Annotated in this window: 23 protein-coding genes; 3 read left to right on the top strand and 20 right to left on the bottom strand. The window is 32.4% G+C overall.

Features of this window, described 5'->3' with window-relative positions; genetic code table 11:
- The 9 genes from FVE72_RS02960 to FVE72_RS02920 all read right to left on the bottom strand — a co-directional run bounded on the left by FVE72_RS02960 (position 1) and on the right by FVE72_RS02920 (position 11799).
- Positions 1–825: an undecaprenyl-diphosphate phosphatase gene (locus FVE72_RS02960; protein WP_006808531.1), complete on the bottom strand. Its 825-nt coding sequence runs from the start codon at positions 823–825 to the stop codon at positions 1–3.
- A gap of 130 nt (positions 826–955) precedes the next feature.
- Complete coding sequence (locus FVE72_RS02955; protein WP_026737194.1) at positions 956–2329, bottom strand: cation:dicarboxylate symporter family transporter; 1374 nt, start codon at positions 2327–2329, stop codon at positions 956–958.
- Between the two features lie 221 nt (positions 2330–2550).
- Positions 2551–9360: an autotransporter-associated N-terminal domain-containing protein gene (locus FVE72_RS02950; protein ID WP_026737193.1), complete on the bottom strand. Its 6810-nt coding sequence runs from the start codon at positions 9358–9360 to the stop codon at positions 2551–2553.
- Between the two features lie 130 nt (positions 9361–9490).
- Positions 9491–10033 carry an OmpA family protein gene (locus FVE72_RS02945; RefSeq protein ID WP_026737192.1) on the bottom strand — a complete coding sequence of 181 codons (543 nt, stop codon included), beginning with the start codon at positions 10031–10033 and terminating at the stop codon, positions 9491–9493.
- On the bottom strand, positions 9988–10230 hold the full coding sequence (locus tag FVE72_RS02940) for a hypothetical protein (RefSeq protein WP_006808102.1): 243 nt from the start codon (positions 10228–10230) through the stop codon (positions 9988–9990). Before FVE72_RS02940 ends, FVE72_RS02945 begins: the two co-directional genes overlap by 46 nt.
- A 249-nt stretch (positions 10231–10479) precedes the next feature.
- On the bottom strand, positions 10480–10704 hold the full coding sequence (locus FVE72_RS02935) for a hypothetical protein (protein WP_146966358.1): 225 nt from the start codon (positions 10702–10704) through the stop codon (positions 10480–10482).
- Positions 10701–10952, bottom strand: coding sequence for a hypothetical protein (locus FVE72_RS02930; RefSeq protein ID WP_146966356.1), 252 nt, complete (start codon positions 10950–10952; stop codon positions 10701–10703). The genes FVE72_RS02935 and FVE72_RS02930 overlap by 4 nt, the downstream gene beginning before the upstream one ends.
- Positions 10953–10961: 9 nt before the next feature.
- Positions 10962–11402: a hypothetical protein gene (locus FVE72_RS02925; protein ID WP_036056043.1), complete on the bottom strand. Its 441-nt coding sequence runs from the start codon at positions 11400–11402 to the stop codon at positions 10962–10964.
- 10 nt (positions 11403–11412) lie between these two features.
- The gene (locus FVE72_RS02920; protein WP_026737189.1) at positions 11413–11799 is read right to left on the bottom strand and encodes an adhesion protein FadA; all 387 of its coding nucleotides are present in this window, start codon (positions 11797–11799) and stop codon (positions 11413–11415) included.
- 341 nt (positions 11800–12140) lie between these two features.
- Between FVE72_RS02920 and FVE72_RS02915 the strand changes: the two genes are divergently transcribed.
- On the top strand, positions 12141–12605 hold the full coding sequence (locus FVE72_RS02915; protein WP_026737188.1) for a DUF441 domain-containing protein: 465 nt from the start codon (positions 12141–12143) through the stop codon (positions 12603–12605).
- 105 nt (positions 12606–12710) lie between these two features.
- On the opposite strand, the gene FVE72_RS02910 is transcribed toward FVE72_RS02915, so the two are convergent.
- The 7 genes from FVE72_RS02910 to sufC form a co-directional block, all read right to left on the bottom strand.
- Positions 12711–13388 carry a DUF1266 domain-containing protein gene (locus FVE72_RS02910; protein ID WP_006806696.1) on the bottom strand — a complete coding sequence of 226 codons (678 nt, stop codon included), beginning with the start codon at positions 13386–13388 and terminating at the stop codon, positions 12711–12713.
- Positions 13389–13413: 25 nt separating this feature from the next.
- Positions 13414–14409 (bottom strand): YiiG family protein, encoded by a 996-nt coding sequence (locus FVE72_RS02905; RefSeq protein WP_026737187.1) that lies wholly within the window; start codon positions 14407–14409, stop codon positions 13414–13416.
- A gap of 203 nt (positions 14410–14612) precedes the next feature.
- Positions 14613–15047, bottom strand: coding sequence for a Fe-S cluster assembly sulfur transfer protein SufU (sufU, locus tag FVE72_RS02900; RefSeq protein WP_026737186.1), 435 nt, complete (start codon positions 15045–15047; stop codon positions 14613–14615).
- Positions 15044–16243 carry a SufS family cysteine desulfurase gene (locus tag FVE72_RS02895; protein ID WP_026737185.1) on the bottom strand — a complete coding sequence of 400 codons (1200 nt, stop codon included), beginning with the start codon at positions 16241–16243 and terminating at the stop codon, positions 15044–15046. Before FVE72_RS02895 ends, sufU begins: the two co-directional genes overlap by 4 nt.
- Positions 16244–16640: 397 nt before the next feature.
- Positions 16641–17768 (bottom strand): Fe-S cluster assembly protein SufD, encoded by a 1128-nt coding sequence (sufD, locus tag FVE72_RS02890; RefSeq protein WP_026737184.1) that lies wholly within the window; start codon positions 17766–17768, stop codon positions 16641–16643.
- 39 nt (positions 17769–17807) lie between these two features.
- Positions 17808–19223, bottom strand: a complete 1416-nt coding sequence (gene sufB, locus FVE72_RS02885; RefSeq protein ID WP_026737183.1) for a Fe-S cluster assembly protein SufB — start codon at positions 19221–19223, stop codon at positions 17808–17810.
- A gap of 30 nt (positions 19224–19253) precedes the next feature.
- A complete protein-coding gene (gene sufC / locus FVE72_RS02880; protein WP_026737182.1) occupies positions 19254–20000 on the bottom strand; it encodes a Fe-S cluster assembly ATPase SufC in 747 nt (248 codons plus the stop codon).
- Between the two features lie 249 nt (positions 20001–20249).
- Here sufC and thiD point away from each other — a divergent pair, with 249 nt between their 5' ends.
- Positions 20250–21056, top strand: coding sequence for a bifunctional hydroxymethylpyrimidine kinase/phosphomethylpyrimidine kinase (gene thiD, locus FVE72_RS02875; protein ID WP_026737181.1), 807 nt, complete (start codon positions 20250–20252; stop codon positions 21054–21056).
- A gap of 275 nt (positions 21057–21331) precedes the next feature.
- On the top strand, positions 21332–22198 hold the full coding sequence (gene metF, locus FVE72_RS02870) for a methylenetetrahydrofolate reductase [NAD(P)H] (RefSeq protein ID WP_026737180.1): 867 nt from the start codon (positions 21332–21334) through the stop codon (positions 22196–22198).
- A 48-nt stretch (positions 22199–22246) separates the two neighbouring features.
- On the opposite strand, the gene FVE72_RS02865 is transcribed toward metF, so the two are convergent.
- The 4 genes from FVE72_RS02865 to FVE72_RS02850 all read right to left on the bottom strand — a co-directional run bounded on the left by FVE72_RS02865 (position 22247) and on the right by FVE72_RS02850 (position 25754).
- Positions 22247–22522: a type II toxin-antitoxin system YafQ family toxin gene (locus tag FVE72_RS02865; RefSeq protein WP_026737179.1), complete on the bottom strand. Its 276-nt coding sequence runs from the start codon at positions 22520–22522 to the stop codon at positions 22247–22249.
- On the bottom strand, positions 22519–22791 hold the full coding sequence (locus FVE72_RS02860; protein WP_006806688.1) for a type II toxin-antitoxin system RelB/DinJ family antitoxin: 273 nt from the start codon (positions 22789–22791) through the stop codon (positions 22519–22521). Before FVE72_RS02860 ends, FVE72_RS02865 begins: the two co-directional genes overlap by 4 nt.
- A 372-nt stretch (positions 22792–23163) precedes the next feature.
- Positions 23164–24222, bottom strand: a complete 1059-nt coding sequence (locus tag FVE72_RS02855) for an extracellular solute-binding protein (RefSeq protein WP_026737178.1) — start codon at positions 24220–24222, stop codon at positions 23164–23166.
- A gap of 59 nt (positions 24223–24281) precedes the next feature.
- Positions 24282–25754: a UDP-N-acetylmuramoyl-L-alanyl-D-glutamate--2,6-diaminopimelate ligase gene (locus FVE72_RS02850; protein WP_026737177.1), complete on the bottom strand. Its 1473-nt coding sequence runs from the start codon at positions 25752–25754 to the stop codon at positions 24282–24284.
- Between the last annotated feature and the right edge of the window lie 126 nt (positions 25755–25880).

Here is a 25880-nt window from a genome sequence, read left to right as displayed (position 1 = left end):
TTATTTTATAACTCCTGTAAAATATAGAGCAAAGACTATAATTCCCAAAATAATTCTGTAATATCCGAACACTTTAAAATCATGTTTTTTAATATAGTCCATAAATACTTTTATTACTCCGTAAGCAAATACAAACGACAGAACAAATCCCAGTCCGATTAGAAACCATTCGTATCCTGTCATTTTTGTCCCCATTTTTATTACTTTCAGTAAAGTTGCTCCCATCATAGTAGGTATAGCCAAAAAGAACGAAAATTCAGTTGCCAGTACTCTGTTTAAACCGAGCAACACTCCTCCGATAATCGTTACTGCCGATCTTGAAGTTCCGGGAACCATTGCAAGGCATTGGAACAAACCTATTCCTATCACTTTGGAAATAGGTATGTCTTTAACTTTGGAAATTTCTCCGCCTTTTCTTTTGCCCGATTCTATCCATATCAGTACAACCCCGTAAAATATCAATGTTCCTGCAACTACAGTTACTTTAAAAAGATATTTATCTATTATATCATCAAATAAAAGTCCCAAAACCACTGCAGGTAACACTGCGATTATTATTTTTATCCATTTCAGTATTATTCCCCGACTTTGTGCTTTAGACAAATTCTTTGAAAAAGGCCAAAGTTTATGCCAAAAATATACAACTACCGCCAATATTGCCCCTAACTGGATTATAATTTCAAAAGCATTTACAAAAGATTTATTCTCCGATAATTTTATAAACTTTTCCACAATTATCATATGCCCCGTGCTACTGACAGGTATAAATTCCGTCAATCCTTCTACCAAACTTAATATTACTACTTTTAAAATATCGAAAATCATCGGTTTTTCTCCTTTTCAATTTAATATTTTTTAATATTATAGCATACTTTCCCCGACCTTTGATAAATTTTTTTACAAAAAAAGAATTATTTTTCCGATTTATCGAGTCAATAATTCTTCTTTTTATATTTTAAGCTTCTATTGTTCTTTCTTCTTTAAGAATACTTTCGCTGAAAGTACCCATTTCCTTATCGACTACTGTAGAAATAGTCATAGCTCCGTTTACATTTACCATTGTACGACCCATATCTATTATAGAATCTATCGGCAATATAAGTGCTACAGGATCAAAAGGCAGTCCCATTCCGCCCAATACAACTGTTGCAGCAATATAGGCTGTTCCCGGAACTCCCGCCATACCGAAAGATCCCAGTACTATTACTGCTACTAATGTAATGAGAAATACAGGAGTTATTGCTATTCCGTTCATATTAGCTATCATAACTGCCACTACTCCCGGAAATACACCTGCACAGGCATTCATTCCTATAGTAGTTCCCAATGTTGCCGTAAAGTTTGCTGTTCCTGAACTTACTCCCACACCTTTTTCCAATGTTTCTATTGTAACAGGCAATGTTCCCATACTTGAAGTTGTAGTAAACGCAAGTACTAAAGGAGCCATTGCTTTTTTATAATATTGTATCGGGCTTATTCCGTGTATTGCAAGGTTTAACGATTGCATTATAACTACAATCATCATTGCCGAAAACATTACAATTACATAAGTAACAAGATTTTTAAATACTTCCAGTCCGTAAGACGCTGTCAAATCAAACATCAATGCCGCTACTCCGTAAGGTATTATTTTTATTATTGTTGTTGTAACACTTGTCAATACTGCAAATAAAGCTGCTGTTACATCTTTTAAAGGTTTTATTTTTTCAGGATTTTTAAGACTGACTCTATTTGTTGCAAACCCTAAAAATACTGCAAATATTACAACTCCTATAACGCTTGTTTCAGTCATTGCCTTGAAAATATTCGACGGAATAAATGAAACTATAACATCTACAAGACCTTTATATTCTCCTTTACCTGTCCATGCTTCCATTTCTTCAGGCAATTTCATACCTACTCCGAGATTAAACAACATCGCAATAGAAATCCCTATAATCGCAGAAATTGCAACTGTTACCGAATAATATATTACCGATTTCTGCGTTAATTTTCTTAAATCTTCGTTATTTTTTGAGTTTATTATAGAATTATAAACTGACACTCCTACCAAAGGAATTACAATCATTTTAAGAAGACTCGTAAATCCTCTTCCTACTAAAGACGCAGCTGTTGTTACATTTTTTATGACTTCCGGCACCTGTTCGGCATTTACCATACTTAAAGTCGACTGAAATACTATTCCTACTGCAAATCCCAATACAGTTGAAATAATTACTCTTACTGAAAACTTAAATTTTTTCTTTAAATTCACATTTATATGGACCAGTAAAAAGAACAATAAAATCAATATTCCTATCCATATACTTGAAAATACTAATGATGTCATCTTTCCTCCTAAATGTATTTTATTTAATATTTTTATATACAAATATAATATCACCTAATAACTTTTATGTCAATATTTCTATTAAAATTTCTGTATTTGAAATATAAATAGCAAAATATAAACTTAAAATAACTCTCGTTTCTTATTATAGCAAATTGAAATAGAAAAAGAAAGAGTATTTCATAATCTTTTGAAATTACTCTCTCTCATCTTCAAGGCTATTAATAAATAACTCTAAATCCTAATCCGCCTCTTATATTTTTTCCTTTTGTGTCATATCCTGCATTCAATGTTACTCCGAATCTTTGGTTCTCTATTCCAAGGTTCAAGTCCGCTTTGAAGTTTCCTCTTCTATCATCCTTTTCTCCTCTTATATTAAACCAGTCTGCTTCTGTATATGCCACTCTTCCTTTATTTTTAACATCTCCTACTCTTCCAAGTTCGTTTTCATATCCTAAACCTAATGTAGTCGTAAATGTCGTTCTTACCGCCATTGGTTGTTTATACTTAAATTCGATTCCTACTTCAGGTTTTACAGAGTAATAATCATTTCCTTTTACTTCAAGTCTTACTTCTCCTGTTTTCTCCTTTATTGTATTGAATCTTCCGTATTCAAGTTTTAAACTTCCGTATGGTTTTATGCTTGTTCTTTCGCTTGTTCTGAACTCTTTGCTTATTTCGTTTTTCAATGCTGCTCCATAGCTTGTATAATCTGATTTTCCTTCAAAAATTTCATCTACTACAAGGAATTTTCTATGCATATTGCTTCTTGCTATGTAACCTTCTCCGGATATTGTCCAGTTCAAGCTTCCATTATCATCAAATGCTTTTGATTTAAACAATCCGAGTTTTAACATTGTTGTATTTTCTTTTGATCTTCCTATATCTTTAAATCTGAATCTGTTATTTACAGCTCCTGCATACCATCCTGAACTGTTTCCGAGTTTTATTGTTTCATCTTCATGAATATAAGCCACTCCGTAAGCATTACTTGTATAGTCGATTATTCCTGCTGTATCTGTTTTGTATTCATCTCTCATTCCGAATACTTTCAATTTATTCGACTGTTTGGATTTATTATCCCATTCTTTTCTCAGATGAGTGAACTCTTTGTCCAATAATACTCCTGTTCTGTTCATTCTTTGTTGTACATTTGCATATTGGTGTCCCATCATTTCATCTGTTGCCTGGAAGAATAGTATCTGTTCATTTTTACCAATTCCATTTAACTTCTGGAATAACTGATTTTCTCTCGTTCCTATTTCTTCTACACCATATCTTTGTTCCAATCCATCTAAGAAGTTATATGTATCTTTCTTATCTACTGGAGTCGGTTCATTTCCTGCCCATTGAGTATATGGTATTTTTGCTAAGTAAGCGCTCTTCATAGTTCCATCATTTTGGTCTTGTGAAACTGTTGCCATCCAAGTTAATGCTCCTGCATAGATATTCCATTTTTTGATTTGTGGATTTTTCTTTATCATTTCATTATATGGTTTTAATATCTTTTGGTCAACTTGTATATACTTACTTGTTGTACTTTGTGCTGCTTCATTACCCATTATTAAATCAGCTGTTTTTAAACGAGATAATGCACTTAAACCATTAATAGGATTTGTAAATCTCTTATTAGATGTATCTATATACATACCAATCTTTGATATTTCCATATCTTTATATTCTTTAGCACTTGTTGTTGCTAATGTCGGTACTACTGGTTTTCCATTTACTGTTATAGTTCCTACAGTTGAACCAGAAGGTACATCTATTTTAACACCTCCCATTGATTTTCCTAGATCTTGTCCTCCAGAATCCTTTTTTACAACTGAAGAGTCATTAGGATCTGTCTTTCCATTGATATTGAAAGTTCCATAGTTCTTAATTATACCAGGATTTGCTCCAGCTGCATTTCCTTTAGATAAAATTCCAACTGCATCATCTGCTGACAATTCTATCTTTCCATGGTTTTCTATTGTAGATCCATTTTTAACAACTATTCCAACTACTTTACTTAAACCACTACCAACTGATCTAATTGTACCATAGTTATATCCGTAAGCTCCATTATCCAAGTACATTCCAGTTGTATTACTTGCTCCTAAATTTATTGTTGCTGTTGAACCTACTGCTGTACCATTGTATACTTTAGTTCCTGCTTCTGTTCCATACATACCTATACTATGTTCACCATTTACATTGATAGTTCCTTCATTAATTACACTTCCTGTATAAGCTTTTGCTGGATTACCATCTCCATTAAATCCAGCTGCCATACCTACTGCATATCTATTATTTAATGAGTTACTAGGATCTATATATGAAGCTCCAACAGTTATATTCCTTCCTGCTAAGTTTGTCGCTCTTCCTCCATGAGTACTATAAACTCCTACATTTCCTTTTCCTGCTCCAAAGTTTATATCAGCATTATTTGTTACTGTTCCTGCTGAATACAGACCATAGTTATATGAACCTGTTGATGTTAATGTAGTATTATTATTTACTGTTCCTGTTTTATCACTTGAATAAATATATGTTCCATCATTTCCTAATGTTTGACTTGTAACATTACTATTTATAGTGTTTCCTGTTCCTTCATTTAAGAAACCAAATGAACTATCGCCTATTGCCATACTGCTTCCTGAATTTGCAGTTATTGTTTGTCCAGCACCTTTTGTGAAAACTCCTACAGCTTTATTAGATCCAGTGTTTATTTTACTTGTTGAATCTAAAGTAACATTTCCACCTTCACTATATAGTCCTGTTCCTCCATTACCAACAGTTACTGTTCCTTTTTGCACTATTTCTTTTCCAAAAATACCTACAGAATTGTTTCCAACAGTTACTGTTCCTGTATTTGTTATTTTATCTCCAGCTTGTGTTAGTATTCCTACACTAGGTTTTGATGAAGTCAATGCATTTGTTAAAGTTATGTCACCTGTATTTTCTACTTCAGCTCCATTTGATATGATTCCATAACCTTTATCTCCTGTTATTTTTGCATTGTTAGTCAGTTTTCCGCCACCAGCTGTATAAACACCTATAAGTCCAGCAGTTGTTCCAACAGTATCTGTTAGTTTTACATTTGTTCTATTTACAATATTAGCTCCTGTTCCACCTTCATAGAATAAACCTACTCCTGTTCCTGTATTTGAACCACTGTATTTTAATTCAAATGTATGTGTACCAGAAGTTAAAGTACTTCCATCATTTTTAATGAATATTCCTGTTCCACCATCTTTTACTTCTATTCCATAATTTGAATTTATAGTTACTGGTGATTTTTCAGCATAAACTCCTATACCTTTTTTACCTACAACTATATCTGAACTTCCTGTTCCAGTTAAACCAACTGTTGCTCTCTTAGAAACTATTCCTACTGATTCATCTCCTGTTAATGTTAATTTTCCACTGTTAGTTATAACTCCATTCGAAGCACTTAATAAAGGAGATGTTGCTTTTGTTGTATCTCCATATAGTCCAACGGATTTATTTCCATTTACTGTTATTTGACCTTTATTTATTATTTCAAATGTCTTGTCAGCTGCTGTTAATGTACCATTACTAATCTTCTTATCTGTTCCATAAGTTTGTAACGATCCTGCTGATGTAAATGCAGCCATTCCTACACCTTGAGTAGTAATATTTATTTTACCTGTTGTATCATTTGTTAATGTACTTCCATTTATTCCATAAGCACCTATTCCATTTTCAACATTGACAATATTTCTGTTATGTATTTGTCCATAACTTATATTAAGACCTATTGTTCCTGCTGATAAACTTCCACCCTTGATATCAACAGTTCCATTGTTTATAAATTGAGTCTTACTGTTATTCCCATCAGCATTAGCAGAATCATTAGATCCCATTGCTAATCCTTTTCCGACTGTCGAACTAACTGTTTTACCAGCATTTATAGTAACAACTTCTCTTGATAATCCTACTTTATTAAAGTCGTCTGATGCATTACCTACATCAATATTTGAGTCTATATCAAATTGTCCATTAATATAGTAAATCTTGTACGAATGTCCATTAGCATTAAAAGCAGCTACTTTCATAGTAGATTTAACTAAATTTGCTATTGTTGTTCCATCCCATACTTTATGTATTCCATTATTTGAAGCTAAAACTACATTATCTCCTGTAAGATTTACAGTTACATTAGACATTCCATTATATTTTTTAGTTGTTCCTGGTGCTGCTGCATAATCATCTTTCGTTCCTGGGATTAATACACCATGTGATATATTTAATGTTGTAGCTCCTTTAAAATTAATATGAGAACTACTATCAGCATTAAATGGAGTTGATGAATCATGGTCACCAGGTAAGTTTTCTGAATGAGTTATTGTTCCTCCTCCAAAATTAACTACTCCTCCGTTTGTTGCAACTAATGCTCCTGATTTACCAGTTCTAATTTTATTATTAGTTCCATTCAAGTTGGCTACTGCATTTGCTCCTGATGCCATCGCACCTATACCATAGATATCAGCATTTCCTGTAACATTTACTTTTCCATTTATTCCTGCATAAGCTCCTATATTATTATATAAATAAGGTTTTGTTGCAGCATCTTGTGCAGCTGCTCCATCCTTTGCAATAATATCTTTTGCTGCATTTACTACACCATTATTTTGTGCTAATGCTACTATTGAAGAATACCCTAATGCAGTTACTTTTTCTTTTGCATTGACTATACCTTTATTATCTCCTATTAAAGCCACTGATCTATTTAACTGATTAGAAGCGTCTAATTTTGCTCTTCCTGTCATAACCACAGGTTTATATAAATTAATTTCACTTGGTTTATTTGTTAATCCTGCTGCTGCTCCACCAGGCATATTAGCATTATTCCATACACCAGTTGAATAAGCAATAACTGTCCCTGTTGCTGCTTGGTTTGCATTATCATCATAAGAACTTGTAACATCTGTTGCCGCATCTCTTATTTCTGTAGAAGGAGTAACTTCAGTATATGCTGTTCTTCCTAAATTTTTATCTGCTTTATCTGGTCTTGCTACATCAATTACTGATCCTTTATCTGCAGCAAACATTATACTATCAACCGCATATTTACCAAAATAAATTTCTGTTTTTGCCACTTCAAGATTATGTATTTTATCTATATTATAATCAGGAAGTCCTTTTGATTGTGGACCTGCATGTCCTTTTGCCTCAGTTCTTTGTGCAGCTGTAGGTGTTCCTAAGTCTGTTTCAGGAACTATTCCCTCTCTTTGACCTGATCTAGAGTATACTCCCACATTTCCTTTTGAAGCTGAGTTTTCTCCAACTTTCATTCCTACTGCTACTTCTCCTTGATAGATACCTATTACACTTTTTCTCCAATTATCTGCACTAAATGTTCCTCTAGTATCAAAAGGAAGAAGTCCTCCTGTTTGGAAATTAATATATCTATTTTCAAAAAATAGGCCAACATTTGAATTTCCATCTACATTTATTTTTCCTGTTCCAAGACCTAATTGAATACTAGGTGTCATATTTGTATTTGGATTACTTGTAACATCTCCACTTCCTTTAAGGTTTTGCCAGTTTGGAGTATAACCTATTCCTAAATAAGCTAGGTTACCATTACCTTTTATATTATAATCCCCTGTATGATCTAATTTAAATGACCCTTGAACTCCCATAACACTATGGATATAGTTATTATTTGCATTTATATTTACTTTTAAGTTTCCTGAATATCCTCCTCTTTGGTTATATGAGTGATAATCATTATTATTTATACCCATTGTATAGTATGAACCTGGATAACCAAAAAATACACTATTATATTCATTTTCAATAGTTACTGTTGAATTATTAATTGTAACATTTCCATTATGCCATGTTTCTGCGGCAATAAAAGTTGCATACCCATGTAATCTTACATTTACATTTGTTATATCCCCATCCCATACTGTATGCATTGCTGAAGTTCCCTTTGGATTCCAACTAGGATTACCCGCTACATCAGCATTAGCATTTTTAAATGTCCATCTTATACCTGTTACTTGTGATCTATCTACTGCATTCAAATAAAATAAATTTGGAACTCTGCCTGCAGATTCTACGACTGTCCCACCATTACGAGACCATACTGACTTTGAACCATCTACAGTATTTGTATTTGGATTCCAACCTGACCAATAATTTAAACCTAACCCATCTTGATTCTTAGCAGGATGTGAAGGAGTCCATGGATTTTCACCTGTTATACTTCTACCACCAAAATTATATTGAACAGTGGGATTAATAGCTATATTAGGTGTCTTATTTGGTGCTACTATCGCTTGTGGTGTTGGTATATCCAATGATGGTGGTAATAAATTAGGCACATTTAATGCTTGTAACACTGGTGCCGTCACATTTACTGTAGGAGCTGTTACAGGATCTCTATATACATCTTTTGGTCTAATTGATGCATCAACATTCATTACTGTTAGAGGTTCCTGTTTTGGTGCTGTACTTGCAATACCATATCCTAAACCTAATCCACTTCTAGATGTTGTTGAAGCTGAAAATGGATTGGTTGATGTAGGTAATAATCCATAGTTTGGACTTTCTGGAGAAGTATATCTTTCAAAAGGATCTGCACTTCTTTCAAATATTCCTTCATAAGGATATTTCTCCTTCTTATCTCCTCTTCCTTTGTAAGTTCCTCTCCAGTCACTGTAAAAATAGTTCATACCAAACTGCCATGAACTCCATGGAGACTTTACTACATGGTCTCCCTGTTCCATTAATTGGATTAATTCTAAATTTGCTCTTTTCAATAATCTGTTGTTATCTCTTTTGGCCTGTTTAAACGCCACATGTAAATCGTTTATTGATGTATTCAATTCTTTTCTTGTCTGATTTATAGCATTTTCTGTGCTCTTAACTTCAGGTGATGTCAATGTATCGGAAAATGTCAACATTCCCATTAATAGAAAGCTGAATAAAAGACCTTTTGTATATTTTACATCTTTTGATCTTTTAGCAAAAGCTCTTAAATCTTTTTCCATTTTTTTCAAGTTATTACTCATAATTTCTTCCTTTCTATAACTAAATTCCTTTTATTTTTCTCTCATTTCTTATCGCTTTTTCTTCTTTATCTCTTATTCTCATCCTGTTTTTTAAATTTCGTCTGTTTTCAATAGATTTTATTCTTGTTTATTAATTTTTTCTCACAAGTTTAAATTCTATTCTTCTGTTCAATGCTCTTCCTTCTGCTGTATCATTTGTTGCTACAGGTTCTTCTTCTCCTCTTGATTCTACTCCCACTATTCTGCTTGCAGGCACTCCAAACTCTATCATCTTTGCTTTTACACTTTCCGCTCTTCTCATTCCAAGTTTCATATTGTATTCGTTTGTTCCTTTAGAGTCTGTATGTCCTATGATTGTTACATCATAGTCGTTTACTTCTATATACTCTTTCAAGTTTTGAAGTATTCCGTAATATTGAGGTTTCACGTTAGATTTATCAAAGTCAAATAACAATGATCTTTCATCCAATACTACCGTTACTTCTTTCGGTCCTTTTACTTTCGTTATGTCTATTTCATCCAATTCCAATGCATTTATTCTTATACTGTTCTCTCTTATCTGTGTTGTCGTCAATTTTCTAAATGCTAACGTCGGAATAGAAACTAACAATAACAACATCATTAATATTATTGCTCTTGACTTTCTTTCCATGCGTCTGCCTCTCTTTCCAATGACTTATATTGTGTCGTATATTCTATTTGTCCTTCATTTTTCAATTTCTCCAAATTATCCGAAGGTTTTACAAATTTATTTTCTTTCAAATATGCTTCTATATTGTCTAATCTATCTGTATTGTAGTTTACCAACTTTGCATTTGTACATGATACTGCCAATGCTCCCAATCCTAATGCTATTGCTATCTTTTTCATATATTTTACTCCAGGGATTTTTCTTATTCTTAAATCCCTCTCCTTTCTTTATATTATATTTTTCCCTCAACATCATAATTTTACAACGTGAAAAATGTGTTAGTGAGTGTCATGAAAACATCCTTTTTGTTTTCATAGCGAACGGGCATTTTTGAGTATGTAAAATTTGTGTTGAGCAATTTTTTGTTACTTTTTTCCTAAAAAAGTAGGTTAGTTGTTTTTTCGCTACCTTTTTTCAAAAAGTAAATACTACTTCATTTTACTTTGTATACCTTCCAGTCTCTCTTCCATTTTCTCTAACGCTTCATTTGTTTTGTGGAATGTTTCTATATTGTTGTTTATTTCATCCACTCTTTTTTTGATTCTCTGTATTTCTACATTCATCTTTTCACTTTCTGTCATGTTCTTCTGTCTTGCCTTATTTGCTCTCATTTCTGCTTTCTTTTGCATCTGGGCATCTTTTTTCATCTTCATTTCTTGACTTTTTTTACTTTGTGATTCTCTTTTATTTCTGCCGCTCTCTTTTGTATACTGTTTGGTGTTTCTGTTGTAACAGGTGTTTCTTCCACTGTCACTTCTTCTACCTTCTCCTGCTTCGCTTCCTCTGCCTGTCTCTTTCTCGCTTCTCTCAATAATCTGTCCACTGCAGGGTCACTGTAACTTATTTGTGTCATTAACAGTACTAATCCTGCCAACAACCCTATCGCTTTTCTCACTTTCATTGCTTCCTCCTATTTCTTCTTATTTACTTTCTTAGGCTCTCTTACTTTTTTCTCTACTACTTTCTTTACTTTCTTTTTCTTGCCTATTACTTCATTATATCCGTTTAATTCTTTTTCTTCTCTTTCTACACTTCTCACTACTCTTTCGTAAAAGTCCACTCTGTCTTTTGCCTTTGCTGCATTGTACTCCAGTTTTTCCATCGGTGTCTTTGGTTTTACTTCTTCTACCACTTCTTCTTCTACATCCAATGTCACTTCCTGTACATTCCCTTCAGCTGTTTCTCTTCTTAACACTTTCTTTTCTTTTACTTTTTCTTCTCTTACAGGTCTTGATGCCTCTTTTTGTTGTCTATAATAGTCTTCTCTTGCTTTTCTTAATACGTCCTGTGCACTCTCTGCCATTACTATACTTCCTATCGCAAGTAAGCCCAACATTACTATCTTTTTCATTACTTCCCTCCTAATTCATCACTGATAACATTGCTTCTAATTCACTTATCTTCTGCTCTTTTTCTCTTATCATTTTTGCTATGTTTTTATAGTATGTGTCGTAATTGTTAAGAACCTGTTTATACTTGTCTCTTAACCATCTTACTTCCGAATCCTTTTTCAGCTTTTCAAACAGTTTTTCTTTCCCCTGTTCTTTTGCTTTCAAGTCTTCAACTTCTGCTTCCAGTTGTGCTTTCTGTGCTTCAAACTCTCTTTTCTTTTGTGCTTCTTTTTCTAGTAAATCATTAAATTTTGACTCTATCGCATTCAAACTTTGTTCCAAGCTCTTCTGCGGTGCTGCATAACTTACTGATGATACTGCTATTATGCTCATCAACAGTATTATTTGTTTTCTCATTTTTCCTCCTTATTTTTTGTATAAAACATTACTTTTAGTTACCTTTATTTTATCTTATAAAATTATAGCAAATATGTATACAAAAATCAACATTTAATTTTCAGATTGTTTTTAATCAAATTACAAACATGCCTTTAAATCTCTTAAATACAAGGCTTTATAGCACATACAAGAAAATTATAAAACGCTATTAAAAAACATTTGTTTTTTATTAATAAAACAACAATTCTAAATTATTCTCTAAATTTAACCTTTAAATAACGATTTTTTTCTATTGATATATTTCCTTTTTTTCGCTACAATATAGTATATTTACATATGAAAAAGAAAGGAAACAAAAAATGGACGAAAGTTTATTATTTTTAGGATTAATTTTATTTATCGGGATCATTTCAAAAAATCATTCTATAATAATAGCAACAATATTTGTAATAATTCTAAAATTATTGCCTTTTACTGAAAAAGTCATGTTTCAATTTAAAACAAAAGGTATAAATTGGGGAGTTCTTATAATTACTGTAGCAATTTTAATTCCTATTGCTACAAAAGAAATAGGATTTCTTGATTTGTTAAATGCTTTCAAATCTCCCATAGGATGGGTTGCCATATTAAGTGGAATAGGAGTTTCTCTGCTTTCAGCAAGAGGAGTAAATCTTCTTTCGGGACAGCCTGAAATAACCGTTGCTCTCGTTTTCGGCACAATAATAGGTGTTGTATTTATGAGAGGTGTTGCTGCAGGCCCCGTAATCGCAAGTGGAATAACATACTGTGCTTTACAGATTATAAATATTTTTTTCAAAAAATAATTTTAACAAAAAAAGAGCTTTTAATCAGAAAATTTTAAAATATAATCCGAAAAATTTTAAGGTTATATTTTATTCCTGATTTGAAAACTCTTTTATTTAAAGTCCTTATTTAAAAGAAAATTTATTATAAGGGCTGTTTTTGTCTTTTAGAAGTTTGTCGGCTACGATTTTATTTTCTGAAAAATTATTTGAAAAAGTTATACCTCTTCCTAACATAACCCCTGCAAAATAACTTTTCCAGCTATCATAGTCATTTCTTGCTTTTACTACAGTTTTGTCGATATAAGACCACATTTCCTCTTCCGTTATATAACCCGCATCATAAGCAAATCTGGCTACATTTATCAATCTGTCATAATCCCATGCACTTATAGTTTTTACATTGTCTACTTCTTCTTTTGTATATCCGTAATCATTTACAAGGGCATCTCTTATGTTGTTATACGTAGCAGCTACTTCCGCATACTCTCCGCTTAAAGCATTCGGAGATTTCAACTCGGGAAGAATCAAATCCACTTCTCCTCTTGTCCCTTCGTCTAATAATATGTCAAGAGTTTCTGTTGCAGACTTTTTGTCAGTTATATCCCAATCTCTGCTTAACACTTCAACACTGCATTTATCACAATCCTTTTTATCAGGCAATCTGTCATAAGGAAAATCATTTCTCGTGAGCAATACTGCACCGTATACCATTTTATGCTGTTGCTCTTTCGTCAGTTTCTTTTTCCCGCAAGATATTAATAACGCAGCTAAAATCGTTATCAATATTAATATTTTTCTCATTTTATCCTATTTCCTTTCTTGAAAATTATCTGTTTGAACGATTGTACTCTCTCACAAGTTCATTAAAACTTCTTATAACATTTTCAGGTGTTCCGTTATCAGTTTCAAGGAAGAAAGAATTACTTAATTTAAAGTCATCCACTTTTTTCTTATTTTCTATTCTTTCTATGAAAGTAGCTGTAGTTGCTTTAAACTCTGTGGCTTCACTTAAAAAACTGCTTAATGTATGACTCGCATAACCTTCTTTTTTCAACTGTGCTTCATCGTTTACAGAATTTTGAAATTCAGACACTGCATTAATAAGTTTTTCTTGTAAAGGTTTAAATTTTGAAACATCTCCTGTTGTAAAGTTTGCTCCGTTTAACTTCTGTTTTTTTATTTCAGCCAATATTTCTTCAGAAACACTTAAAACCATCATTTTATTGTAACTGATTTTTCTTCCTTCTTTTTGAAGCATTTTCATTTCTTTTTCTCTCTGTTCAGCTACTTTTTTATCCATCGCAGCTCTGAAAGGTACTACAGCTTCATTATACTTTTTCACTATTGCCAAAAATTTTGTGTGAAATTCCTGAGCTTTTTTATAATTATCACTTGTATAATCTTTTCCGTCATAGTATACTTTCATATCCTGAGTAAGAGGAGAAGCTTCCTCAATTACAGAAGTTAAAGCAGCCGTACTTTTATCCAATTCAGCCATTGCAGGTTTCGCAGAAACAGCCTCTTTCATTTTTTTTATTAACGAAGTTAAATCGGAAAAACTCGCATCTACACTTCCTGAAGGTTTTTGAAACTGTTCTTTATCTCCAGCATCTTCAAAATAATCATTAACATCATCTTCAAAATTTAACAAATCATTATATATACCTACATACATATTATATTTTTCAACTTCATTTACTTCTTTTTTAGTTCCTCCCTGATTCAAATTATCAAAAGGATTGGACTTACTGTCTTTAGCCTTTCCTTTCCCGCAGGAAATCAATATTAACAACATCGAAACAGCAATTAAAAATTTTTTCATAAATCTTCTCACTTCTTTCTTTTATAATTTTTTGTTTTTACAACTCATTATAATAATTTTTTATCATAATGTCAATTAAAAATGGAGATCATTCAAAACTGAACTTTCCCTTTTTCTATATCGGTAACATTAATTCCGAAATTCCAAAACGAAAAATTTTTCTTCCAAACTATCTCTTGTGAATATTCTATAAATTATTGAATTTATTTTCTTTTTTCAGTAATAACTCTCAACGAATGCCAACTCAAAGTCGCACATTTTATTCTGGCAGGCATATTTGCCACATATTCCATTAATACCGCATCTCCCAGCTTCTTCTGTTCTTCAGCAGTCAATTTTTCTTCCTGTTTCATCATTTTAAAAAACAGATTTACTTTCTCTTCAGCTTCCTCCATTGTTTTACCTTTTATCAATTCTATCAGCATTGCTGTAGAAGCACTGGATATAGCACAGCCGTTCCCTATAAATGCAGCATCTTCTATAATATTCCCGTCTAATTTTACCTCTAAAGTCAAATCATCTCCACAGTTGGGATTATGACCTCTTTCAACATAATCGGGATTCTCTATTTCCTTTTTCAAATCCTTTCTGTTACTGTATTCCAGTATTGTCTGTTGATATATTTTCTCAAAATTCATATTCCGAACACTTCCTTTACTTTTTTTAAACCTTCTATAAGTTTGGCAATGTCTTCATCATTATTGTAAATACCGAAACTCGCACGACAACAGGACGGAATCCCTATATAGTTCATTAACGGCTGTGCACAATGATGTCCCGATCTTACTCCCACATGATAAGAATCCAGTATAAATGCTACATCATGAGAATGCACACCTTTTACATTAAAAGCTATAATTCCTGTTCTTTCTACATTTTCAGTACAGTAAGTTTCCACAAAATCAAGTTTTTTTATTTCAAATAATGCTTTCATATCCAATTCTTTTTCAACCTTATCTATTTTATCATAACCCATTGCCTGTATGAAGTTTATTGCTTCTTTCAGTCCTACAGCTCCTCCGACATTTTGAGTGCCTCCTTCAAACTTATTCGGCAAAGGAGCAAAGGTAGATTCCTGCTCGGTTACAAATTCTATCATGTCTCCTCCGTATAAGAAAGGAGGCATTTTATCCAAAAGCTCTTTCTTCCCGTACATCACGCCTATCCCCATAGGTGCAAATAGTTTGTGTCCTGAAAACACAAGAAAATCAGCATCCAGCTTTTGCACATCATGTTTAAAATGAACTATAGACTGGGCAGCATCTATTAAAACAGGAATATTTTTTCTGTGTGCAGCTTCTATTATTTCTTTTACAGGTTGTATAACTCCCGTTACGTTGACTACTCCCGAAACTGCAACAATCTTTGTTTTAGCCGACAATTTATATTTATAATCATTTAAGTCAAACTGTCCATCATCATCCAATTCCACATATTTTATTTTCGCTTTTTTCTTTTTGGCTACAAACTGCCACGGAACTATATTCGCATGGTGATTGGATATTCCCAGTAAAATTTCGTCTCCCTCATTTATAAACTCCATTCCGTATGAATAAGCAATCAAATTTATAGATTCCGTTGTACTTTTTGTGAAAATTATTTCCTCTGTTTTTTCGGCATTTATGAACTGTCTTACCGTTTCTCTCGCACTATCCATTATTTCCGAGGCTTTCATTGACAATTCATGAGAACCCCTGCCCGGATTACCGTTATATCTTTCATAATACTGCACTACTTTATCCAACACTTTTTTCGGCTTTTGAGATGTTGCCGCAGTATCCAGATAATGTTTTTCCCCATTTTCAAATATAGGAAACTCTTTTCTGTAATCCATATTTAAACTCCTTTCTTTTATTTATATACCTTTTTATTTATATACCTTTTTTCTTCAATACAATTCTTCTCTATTTTTATAACATTTACAATTCACTTTGACAATCTCCGTTAATATACCGTTATTATACATTTTAATCCGTTCTTTTACAAGAAAAAATATGTACCTCCAAACTTATCAGATTTTTCGTTCAGTCTTTCAGTACATATTATTTTCCCGACATTAAAATTTTACTGCAAAAAATACGAAACGGAATGTTATAAAAACAACTGTCTGAGCGAGGATTCTCAATCCGAAGCAAGTTTGTTGTTTTTATAATGGAGTGAGTCATTTTGAGTTAGTAAAATTTTAGTCGGTTGTTTTTTGCTACTTTTTATAAAAAAAGTAGATAAATCATTTATATTCTTCTTTCCAATTCTTCCAACAAATGTTCTCTTATATTCTCGTCATCTATATTATCGAATATAGGTCTGAATGACGATTCTACAATCAGCTTTTTCGCTCTTCCCTCAGAAAGTCCTCTGCTCATTAGATAAAATAATTTTGCATCATCCACTTTACCTATCGAAGCATAGTGTTCTCCGATTACGTCGTCTTCATCGCAAAACAGAGTCGGAATTGCATGTACTTTAACATCTTTATCCAAAAGTATTGCAAACTCCCCTTCTCTTCCTTCGGATTTTGCCGCACCTCTTTTAAAGTACATATTTCCTCTGAATACTTTCCTTGCAGTATCTTTAACAGCACCTCTTCCGTGTATTTCTCCTATTGTCTGTCTGCCGTAAAACACTGTGGAATATTCCAAATCCAGTTGTCTTGTCCCGTCAGCAAGGTATCCGGGCCATACATAAGTTTCGGCCCTATCTTCCATTAGATAAGTTTTATGACTTATTCCGTTTATTTTCGCTCCCAACTCGATACTGTAATAATTTACAATTCCCTGTCCTGAAGTTTCTATTTTTGAAGATTCAAAATTTGAGCTTTCAGTATTCAAAGTCTGTATTTTTATTATTTTTACTTTGGAATTCTGTCCTGCAAATATTTTTGTTATTCCGTTATGATAAGCAGGCGTATCATCTTCGGAATTATAAGTTATTATTATTACAGCCTCGGCAAAATCTTCAACTTCTATAATATTGCAATCTATTAAAAAATTATTCTCTTTATTTGTATTGTAAGTTATATATACAGGTTTTTCCAATTTTTTTCTTTCTTTTACTTTTACAAACTGCCCCGCATTATGAAAAGCAAAAATCTGTAACTTGAAAAACTCATCCAAACCGTATTCATTATCATTTTGCAATCTCGTCAAATCTTCGAGAGAATTATTTATCTCCTTTATTGTCAAACCGTCCTGATTTTCATTTTTTATTACTGTATTATTGAAATCAGTATATTTTTCAGGTTCTTCGTATTTATATCCTACTCTTTTCCAATTCGGTTTATCAAGAGCGGAGTATTTTTTAAAAAAATCCAGTCTGTAATCTGAATTTTCAAGATTTTTTAAACTCGCCTCATTTAGCATTATTTTTCTCCTTTATTTTTCGTTAATACTCGGATTTAATTAACCTATCGTTCCTTCAAGTTCCAATTCGATTAATTTGTTCAATTCTACAGCATATTCAAGAGGAAGCTCTTTGGAAATAGGCTCGACAAATCCTCTTACTATCATTGCCTTTGCTTCGTCTTTACTGATTCCTCTCGACATCAGATAGAATATCGCTTCATCACTTATTCTTCCTATCTTTGCTTCATGCCCTATATCTACACTGTCATTATTTATTTCGATAATAGGTATAGTATCCGAATGAGATTCATTGTCAAGCATTAACGATTCACATTCCACAGTGGATTTACAGCCATGTGCATCTTTTGCAATATGTAAGTATCCTCTGTAAAAAGCATTTCCTCCGTTTTTTGAAATTGATTTTGAATGTACTGTAGATGTTGTGTAAGGTGCTGCATGCACAATTTTACAACCTGTATCCAGATACTGTCCCGTAGAAGCAAACGTAACTCCTGTAAATTCACATCTTGCTCTTTCTCCTCTTAATATCGTTCCCGGATAAAGCATTGTCGCCCTCGAACCGAATGATCCCGATACCCATTCCATAATACCGTCTTCATCTATTAATGCTCTTTTTGTATTCAAATTATATAGATTTCTTGACCAGTTCTCTATTGTAGAATATCTCATTCTCGCACCTTTTCTTACTATAAGCTCTACGGCTCCGGCATGTAAAGCATTTCTTCTGTATTTCGGTGCCGAACATCCTTCTATAAAATGTAAATCTGCTCCTTCTTCAACGATTATCAGTGTATGCTCGAATTGTCCCGCTTCGGCAGCATTCAATCTGAAGTACGACTGTAAAGGCTGATTTACTTTTACACCTTTCGGAACATAAACAAACGATCCTCCTGACCACACTGCAGCATGCAATGCTGCAAATTTATGATCTGTCATTTTTATTACTTTCATAAAATATTCTTTTATTATATCTTCATGTGTATGTAATGCCGTTTCAATATCCGTATAAACTACTCCCTGCTCTTCAAGTTCTTTATGTAAACTGTGATACACGACTTCCGAATCATATTGAGCTCCCACTCCTGCAAGAGACTGCTTTTCAGCTTCAGGTATTCCCAGCCTGTCAAATGTCGCTCTTATATAATCAGGTACATCGTCCCAGTTATCACTCATTATTTTTGAATCCGGCTCCAAATAGTGTATTATCTGATTTATATCCAAATCCGACAAATCTGCTCCCCAAGTCGGCATAGGCTTTGAATTAAACACTTCCAATGCTTTCAGTCTTAATTCCAGCATCCACTCCGGTTCATTTTTCTTTTCGGATATTTTTCTTATAATTTCTTCTGTAAGTCCTTTGCCTGTTGTATATTTATGGTGCATTTCATCTTTAATATCATATACACCTCTTTCAATATCCGCAACATATGTTTTATTTCTGCTTTCTTCCATTTTTACTAACCGCCTTCTCAAAACTCGGGATTATAACCCCAGCTCCTTTTTTATTTTAGAATATCCATGTTTCTCAATACTTTCAACCAGTTCTTTTCCTCCTGTTTTAACGATTTTTCCGTCCATCAGAATATGAACAAAGTCAGGTTGCAGATATTCCAGAACCTTATCGTAGTGAGTTATAATAAGCATTGCAGTATCAGGAGTTTTAAGTGATTTTACTCCTTCAAACACTATTTTTGTAGCATCTATATCAAGCCCCGAATCAGTTTCATCAAGTATTGCCAATTTAGGCTCCAAAACAGCCATCTGCAATATTTCATTTTTCTTTTTTTCTCCCCCTGAAAACCCTACATTCAAATGTCTTTCAGCATATTCGGGATTTATATGCAATTTCTCCATTTTTTCTATAAGTTCATTATGAAATTGCATCATATACTGTTTCTCTCCTGTTACCGCTTCTTTTGCAGTTCTCAAAAAATCTTCCACTGTTAATCCCGGTATTTCTTCAGGATACTGAAACGACAAAAAAATACCCCTTTGAGCTCTTTCATCTACTTCCAAATCATTTATATTTTCTCCATCAAGTATAATTTCTCCGTCAACTATTTCATGTTTGGGATGTCCTACGAGAATACTTGCAAGGGTAGACTTTCCTGCACCGTTAGGCCCCATTATTACATGTACTTCTCCTTTATCAATGGTTAAATCCACACCTTTCAGAATAGGCTTTCCTTCAACTTCGGATTTAACTCCTTTTAAATTAAGCAAACTCATTTTATATTACCTCCAATAATTTATCCAAAACAGACCGTTTCCAAGAATAAAAGTTAGTGAAAACTTTATTTCCTCTATTTTGAAACAATCTTAATATATAGATATTTTACAAAAAATTTGTAATAAAGTCAAATTTAAAAATATTATATTTTAAAAATTTTTTAAACAAAAAATATTAACTTTCATATTGATTTTTACATAACATCGGGTATAATTAATATGGAAATTTAAAATCAGGAGGTCTTTAAAATGGCAAATTTAAAAAAAGTAGTTACTATCGCAGGTTCGGATACAAGCGGAGGTGCAGGAATCCAAGCCGATCTTAAAACTTTTCAGGAACGTGGAGTTTACGGCATGAATGTCCTCACAGTAATAGTTACTATGGATAAAAACTGGAATCATAAGGTTTTCCCTATTGATATGAATACTATAAAAGAACAGGCACAGACAGTTTTTGAAGGTATCGGCGTAGACGGAGTAAAAACAGGAATGCTGCCGACTGTAGAAATTATAGAATATGCAGGTTCTCTTTTGAAAAAATGTGACTCTTCGGTTATTAAAGTCGTGGATCCTGTTATGGTCTGTAAAGGAACAGACGAAGTTCTTTTCCCTGAAAATACGATAGCTATGCAAAAACATTTACTTCCTTATGCTACAGCTGTTACTCCGAATTTATTTGAAGCAGCACAGTTAGCAGGAGTTGCTCCTATACATTCCCTTGACGATTTGAAAGAAGCAGCTAAAAAAATATATGATTTGGGTCCGAAAAACGTTGTTATCAAAGGAGGAAAAGCCCTAAGTGATAAAATTTCCATAGATGTAGTATATAACGGAAAAGATTTTGAAATTTTTGAATCAGAAAAAATAAACACTCCTTACACTCACGGTGCAGGATGTACATTTGCTGCTTCATTAACAGCTGAACTGACTAAAGGAAAATCTGTCACCGAAGCTATGAACACAACTAAAAAATGTATAACAGATGCTTTAAAAGAATCTTTCAAACTCAACGAATACGTAGGTCCTGTTTACCACAAAGCTTTTTCATTAAAATAAACATAAACAGTTTATATCCTTCATATAAAATCAATCAATTTTACAAATGGACATTTATGTAGTAAAATACATTCGTTATGAGTTTCTCAAACAGTCAATAACCGATTTTGATAGTAAATTAGCGATATAATGGGGAATATTGTGATTTATTAATAAATACATAATAATGAAATTGATTGTTTCAATTGTGCTTTTCTGTATGGAGGAGTTTTCAAGATCCGGTTTAGTTTTCCGGGTCTTTTTTATCGCTATTTTATAATATTGAAAGGAGATTTATGAAAATTAAAGATTTATACGAAAATAAAAATCCTGTTTTTTCTTTTGAGATATTTCCGCCGAATAAAAATTTTTCCGAAGAAAAACTCAAAGCGGTAACCAAAGAACTTGCGAGTTATAAGCCTGATTTTATAAGTGTTACTTATGGAGCAGGAGGTACTACAAAAGCGGGGACTGTAGAAATCGCATCCTATATAAAAAATGAGCTTAAAATAGAAACTTTAGCTCATCTTACATGTATCGGAAGTAAAAAACAGGAAATAGCCAATTTTTTGAAAGAATTGAAAAATAACAATATTAAAAACATACTGGCTCTAAGAGGTGATATTCCTCAAGGAGAAGACGAGTCTATTTACAATAGAGGCGACTATAAATATGCTTCGGATCTGATAAAAGATATAAAAGAAAATGAAGATTTTTCCATAGGAGCGGCATTCTATCCCGAAACTCATTATGAAAATAATGATTTGATTGATTTATTTCATTTAAAAGAAAAAGTGGATTTAGGTGCGAATTTTCTTATTTCTCAAATATTCTTTGAAAATGAAACTTTTTTAAGATTCAGAGAACAGGCTAAAAAACTGAGTATAAATGTGCCATTAGTGGCAGGAATAATTCCTGTTACAAATGCCGCACAAATAAAAAGGATTACTGCCCTCTGTAATTCTAAAATACCTTCAAAGCTTGAAAAAATCCTCGATAAATACGGAAGCAATCCCGATTCTATGAAAAAAGCGGGTATCGCTTATGCAACAGAACAGATTATCGAACTTTTATCCAACGATATAAGAGGTATCCATTTATACACAATGAATAAAACCGACACTACAAAAGAAATACTTGATAATGTCAGTTTTGTGAGATAATTTATTTCTTTAGGGGATTATTTCCCCTAAATTTTTTTATTTTTAAATTCAAAAAAGTTCGGAATGGGAACCTGTACGCAATAACAGGAGAACTAATATATCATCATAAAATTCATATATTAACAGCCAATCCGGATCAACATGGCATTCTTTGGTACCTTTATAATTTCCTGTTAAATTATGTTCTCTATATTTTTCTTTCAATTTTTTTCCATTTGCTAAAATTTCAATAACTTCAAACAATTTATCTACATCTTTGCCCTGTTTTTTTAATAATTTCAAATCTTTTTTAAATTGCCCTGTAAATTTAACTTTATATTTCATACTTCAAGTGCTTTTTTCAAATCTTTAATATTTGAAAACCCCTCAATTTCTTTATTTTCAGCAATTTTTCTACCTTCTTCTATTGCTTTAATAGTCATTTCATTCGGTGTTTCCAATTTCAATGAAAAAGGTATCCCATTTTCTCTTATAGCAGTTTTAAGAAATAAATTAACAGCTGTTGTCATTGACATTCCAAGTTCCTGAAATATCGCATTTGCCTTTTTTTTCACATCAATGTCCGTTCGAATATTTAAATTTGTGTTTGCCATAAACTCTCCTTCTGTTATGATATAAATTATTATATTCTTTTTTAATGACAATGTCAATACACTACGATTATAAAACAAAAATTACTTTCAAAAATCCCGCACTCTCAGAAATAATCTGAAAATGCGGGACCCACAATTTATTATTAATATTTTATTATTTACCGACATTAAAATTTTACTTCGAGAAATAATAAATGCAACGTCATAAAAACAACTGTTTGAGCGAGGATTCCTAATCCGAAGCGAGTTTGTTGTTTTTATAGTGGAATGAAATTATTTCGAGTTAGTAAAATTTTAGTCGGATAATTTTTCGCTTCCTTTTTTGAAAAAAGGAAGATAAAATAATTTTTTGCTATTTTTCAAAAAAATAGACTAATTCGACAACTTTATCTCATTCCATATTTTATCCTGTTTTTCTTTCGCTTCATCGGATAATGCTCCCGGCAATTTTGCATTTTCCACTACCTGTTTTGATTTTACGATAGCTTTTACCTGAGATTTTTCTTCTACACCTTTTATTACTGACGGAGCTTTAAACTGCTCGTATACTTTTATAAAGTTTTCAGGTCTGTATAAAAACTCCAAAAATTTATAAGCATTTTCCTTATTCGGTGCATTTTTGACAATAGCCATACTGTCGATGTACATCATCGCACCTTTAGGTATGAAATAATCATAATTACTGTACTCGGACTCTTCCAATTCACCGTAAACATTTTCGGCATATCCATGTGCCGCATAAAACTCTCCTGTAACAACACTTTTACCGAATGCAGTGGCATCAAATTTTGCAAGATTCTTTTTCCATTCCAGAATCTTATTTTTAGCTTCCTGTAATTCTTTGTCATTTGAAGAATCCGAAAGATATCCTAAATATTGAAGAGTAGCTCCTATAACTTCTCTTCCGTCATCAAGCATTGTCATTTTTCCTTTATATTGAGCTAATCCGAATATATCAAAAGACTGAGGATAATCTTTCATAAACTTCTTATTAACTGCAATTCCTGTTGCCGAGAAAGAATAAGGTATAGAATAGTCCAATCCCAGATCATATATTTTAGAATGTTCCATTAATTTTAAATTATCTGCATCTAAATTATTGAATGTCTGTCCTAATTTCGATTTATCCAATTTTTCTATTAATCCGTTTTTTATCAATATATCAACATAATCAGTAGACGGCGAAATTATGTCAAAACCTTTGGCACCTGACATTAATTTAGCAATCATCACATCGTTATTATCATAGTAACTGAGGTTTACTTTTATTCCTGTTTCTTTTTGAAAATCATCTATTACTTCCTGCGGTATGAAGTATGTCCATGTGTATATGTTCAACTCTTTACTTTCTGAACCTTTACTTCCTTCACTTTTTCCTCCGCAGGCAACCATCAATAAAGCAATACCCAACAACAAAATAATTTTTTTCATTTCTTAAAAATCACTCCCTTCAATTTTTTATACAAAACAAGTGTATCAAAAAACTGTAATTATATCAAATATTTTTTTGCAATTTCTCTGTCATCAAAATGTCTTTTTTCTTTACCTATAATTTGATAAGTTTCATGCCCTTTTCCGGCTATAAGAAGACTGTCTCCTTCTCCTGTCATTTCCTGAACTGCATATTTTATAGCCTGTTCTCTGTCTTCAATAACAGTATATTTATCTTTCGGAAAATTTATTTCAATAAGTCCCGCTTCCACTTCTTTTAAAATATTCGCCGGATTTTCAGTTCTCGGATTATCCGAAGTAAGTATTATAAAATCACTAAATTCAGCAGCAGCTTTTGCCATTTTAGGTCTTTTTTTGTTATCTCTGTCCCCTCCTGCACCGAATACTGTAATTACTCTATTATCAGTTATTTTTCTCAAAGTTTTCCCGATGTTTGTCAACCCGTCATCAGTATGTGCGTAATCTACTACAATTCTTGCATTTTTATTATTCTTTACAGTTTCAAATCTTCCTGGAACCGAAGGCATTTTCTGAAGTTTTTCTATAATTTTTTCTATTTCTATACCTAAAGCCAGTGCAGATGCTGCACAGCCTAAAACATTGTATAAATTATATTCTCCTACCAGATTTATATTTGCAAAATATTCTTTACCGTTATGCACGATTTTTATTTTCATTCCGTCGTTGGTATATTCAGCTATTTCTCCGTACAAATCCGCATTTTTATCTTTTATGCTGACCGTTTTGTAACATACATTTTCTGCATCCTTTTTTTCTTCGATTATTCTTTTTCCGTATCCGTCATCTATATTGACTGTTCCTGTTCCACTGTTTCTAAGCATGGAAAATATTTTTCTTTTCGCATTAAAATAATTTTCCATAGTTTTATGAAAATCCAAATGATCCTGAGTCAGATTGGTAAATATTGCCGAATCAAATTTGAGCATGTTTACTCTTCCAATCTCAAGAGCATGCGAGCTGACTTCCATTATAAAATATTCCACTCCTCTTTTCACACTTTCATTTATTAATTTCACAAGTTCAAGTGATTCAGGAGTAGTATTTACGGTTTCAAATTCTTCGTCAAGTATTCTGTTCCCTGTAGTTCCTATTCTTGCAGTTTTTTCAAGAATGTTTTCCAGTATATAACTCGATGTTGTTTTCCCGTTTGTTCCTGTTATTCCTATTATCTTTATCTTGTCTTGCGGATATCCGTAATAATTAGACGCGATAATTCCCAGATGTTTTCTCACATCTTCCACAAACACAAAAGATATATCCTCATATTTATCGTACTTGGATACTTCTATATTTTCTTCGACAATTATCATTTTCGCACCGTTATCTATGGCTTTTTGTATAAACTCATGACCATTGACACTGCTTCCTTTCATTGCGGCAAAAACAAAATTTTCCTTTATTTTTCTCGAATCATATTCAATTCCTTCGATTTTAAATTCTTTTCCTTTATGCAAAACTGTATGGGATATGTTTTCAAATATTTTAAACATCACAGGACTCCTTTTAATTTTATAATTTTTCATAGTTATTTTATCACTTTAATCAAGAAAAATCTACAATATAAATAACAATATTTTTCAAATTCAAAACAATAAAAATTCTATTGCTATTTTAAT

It is taken from the genome of Pseudoleptotrichia goodfellowii, from assembly GCF_007990505.1.
In the GTDB taxonomy this organism is placed as follows: Bacteria; Fusobacteriota; Fusobacteriia; order Fusobacteriales; family Leptotrichiaceae; genus Pseudoleptotrichia; species Pseudoleptotrichia goodfellowii.
Note: the sequence above shows the minus strand (reverse complement) of the source record. Positions and strands in the feature narration are given on the sequence as shown.